At 51.9% G+C, this 2,929-nt stretch carries 2 protein-coding genes; both read left to right on the forward strand.

Annotated elements, in window-relative coordinates:
• The coding region (locus JCM10914_RS28035; RefSeq protein WP_148300287.1) for a condensation domain-containing protein at positions 1-1,807 on the forward strand (1,807 nt) is incomplete at its 5' end.
• Positions 1,771-2,929: non-ribosomal peptide synthetase (locus tag JCM10914_RS28040; RefSeq protein ID WP_148300288.1), on the forward strand; the 1,159-nt coding region annotated here is incomplete at its 3' end. The genes JCM10914_RS28035 and JCM10914_RS28040, both read left to right, overlap by 37 nt.

Below are 2,929 nucleotides of genomic sequence, written 5' to 3' on the forward strand. Positions count from 1 at the left end.
CTTAATCGAGCGGCACGATATTTTGCGAACGGTTTTTCTTTACGAGGAAACCAAAAAAACGCTTCAAGTGGTGTTGTCTGAAAGACAGGCCGAAGTGACCTCGGAGTGTCTGGCCGATTGGACTCCTGAACGTATCAATGCGCGAATCGAAGAGTTTAAAGCAGAGGATCGGATCCGCGGCTTTGACCTGTCCGAAGATGTTCCGATGCGAACGTCGATCTTCCAAACGGGTAGGGACACGTTTGAAGTGATATGGAGCTTTCATCATATCGTTGTGGACGGTTGGTCGATGGGAATTTTGATGAAAGATTTTTTTGAGATGTACGGGGCTCTTTACACGGGAACAGCACCGATCCTGAACAGCGTGCGGCCATACAGCGACTTCATCCGCTGGTACGAGCAGCAGGATAAACAAGAGGCAGCGGAATATTGGCGGCATTATTTAGCTGGTTATGAAGAGCAGGCGACCCTACCGAAACTGCCGATGTCAGCGGAGCGGAACAATGAATATCTCCAACGGGAGGAAATAAGAAAGCTGGATGCGGAGACTGTACGCCGTTTAGTACAGATCGGGAACGGGTGCGGTGCGACTGTAAATACAGTCATTCAGGTAGCTTGGGGTGTCTTGCTGGGTAAATACAACCATACGCGGGATGTCGTGTTCGGATCGGTTATTTCGGGCCGGGAAGCTCAGGTAACGGGAATCGAGTCGATGGTGGGCTTATTTATCAACACGATTCCCGTAAGAATCCGATTGGAGGGAGAGGTTTCGTTCGCAGAGACGGTCCAGCGGGCGCAAGAAGAAGCGCTGGAAAGTACGCAATTCGGATACTTTCCGCTTGTGGACATTCAATCGTTCAGCTCGTTAAGGCAAGGGCTGGTGGACCAAATAATGGCATTCGAAAATTTCGTACAGACCCCCTCTCTGGATGACCGGAACGTTGGGTTCCAAATCGAAGGAGTAAGCGGGTTTGAGCAGACACATTATGATTTTAACATCATCGTGTTACCGGAGGACGACGGAATGTCCGTCAAGTTTACCTATAACGCGGCGGTTTATGACGAAGAACTGATTCGCCGGGCGATGGGGCATTATTGCCGTATTCTTGAGACCGTTAGCATGCACCCGGATATTCTAAACGAAGAGATCGTCATGGTGAGTGAGGAAGAAAAGTGGCAGCTGACCATTGAAAACAATCTGACAGAGCAGGAATACGCTAGGGACAAAACGCTTCATGGTCTATTTGAGGAACAGGTGAGACAAACGCCCAATGCGGTGGCACTGCTGTTCGAGGACAGGCAGTGGACGTATCGAGAACTCGATGAGAAGGCGAACCGCCTAGCGATGCAGCTCCGGACATTAGGAATGGGGGCCGGCAAGCCGGTCGGCATCTTGGCCGAACGAGGCCCAGACATGGTCGCGGGAGTACTGGGCGTATTGAAAGCGGGCGGAGCCTATGTACCGTTCGAACCAGGTTGGCCGCAGTCTCGGATTGCGGGGATCATGGAATCGCTGAGCATGGAACATATGCTGACGACTCATAGGCAACTACCAGTTGTTCGGGGACTACTGCGTGAGGTGCCGTCGTTAATGCATGCAGTTTGCATGGAGGAAACGGTAGTTGAGTCACACGGGGAGAAGCAGATTTACGGATTGCAGAAAGCAGGAGCAGAATCGCTGGAATACGAGGCGGTGGCTGTCGATGCTGAACAATTGGCGTACATCATTTTCACATCGGGGTCTACGGGTACTCCCAAAGGGGTAGCGGTTTGCCATCGCCCGGTCATCAATCTATCGAATGGGTGAACCGGACGTTTGAGATCGGGGCAGAGGATCGAATATTATTCGTCACGTCGATGTGCTTCGATTTGTCGGTGTATGATGTGTTCGGGTTGTTAGCCGCGGGAGGTTCCGTACATATTGCGGGCGAGGAAGAGATCCGTGAGCCAGAGAAATTGGCGGAGCGATTATGGAAAGAACCGATTACGTTCTGGGATTCGGCGCCTGCGGCGATGCAGCAGGTAGCGGCGTATTTCCCGTATATGCAGGAGGAGTTGAGGGAGAGTCGCTTAAGAACGGTATTTCTGAGCGGAGATTGGATTCCGTTGAAACTTTCGGGCACGTTGAAGAGGTATTTCGAAAAGGTGGAGACGGTTGCGTTAGGAGGAGCAACGGAAGCAACGGTATGGTCGAACTACTACCGGATTGAAGAAGTGAAGGCGGAATGGGCGAGCATCCCGTACGGGAAGCCGATTCAGAATGCCCGTTATTACATATTGGATGAACGGTTGAACCCGTGCCCGGAAGGAGTGGGCGGTGAGATTTACATCGGCGGGGAATGTTTGGCGTCGGGTTATGTAGGGGATCCGGAAATGACGGAACGGAAGTTTGTAGCTGATCCGTATTCAAGTCTGCATGGTGGGAGAATGTACCGGACGGGAGATCGGGCGAGGTGGATGGCGGACGGAAACATCGAATTTCTGGGTCGTTTGGATTATCAAGTCAAGATCAGAGGGTACCGGATTGAGCCGGGTGAAATCCAGTCAGCGCTGATGAAGCATCCCGCAGTGAGGGAAGCGATGGTGCTTGACCATGAAGACGGAACAGGTCAGAAGTATTTGTGCGCATATACAGTGCTGGAGAACGGGGAAGAGACCCCCGGATTAGAAGAGTATTTGGCCCAGAGGCTACCTTCGTATATGATACCTGCGCACTTTATGGTGTTGGAGAGCATGCCGGTCACAGTGAACGGGAAGCTGGATCGAAAGGCGCTACCCAAGCCGCAATGGGGACGGGGGCAGGAATATGTCGCTCCGCGAAACGAATTAGAACGCCAGTTGGTGGAAATATGGCAGGAAGTTCTCGAAGTGGAGAGGGTCGGGGTAACCGATAATTTCTTTAATCTCGGTGGACATTCCATTAAAGCAA

The sequence above is a fragment of the Paenibacillus sp. JCM 10914 genome (genome assembly GCF_001315105.1).
Taxonomy (GTDB): domain Bacteria; phylum Bacillota; class Bacilli; order Paenibacillales; family Paenibacillaceae; genus Paenibacillus_AQ.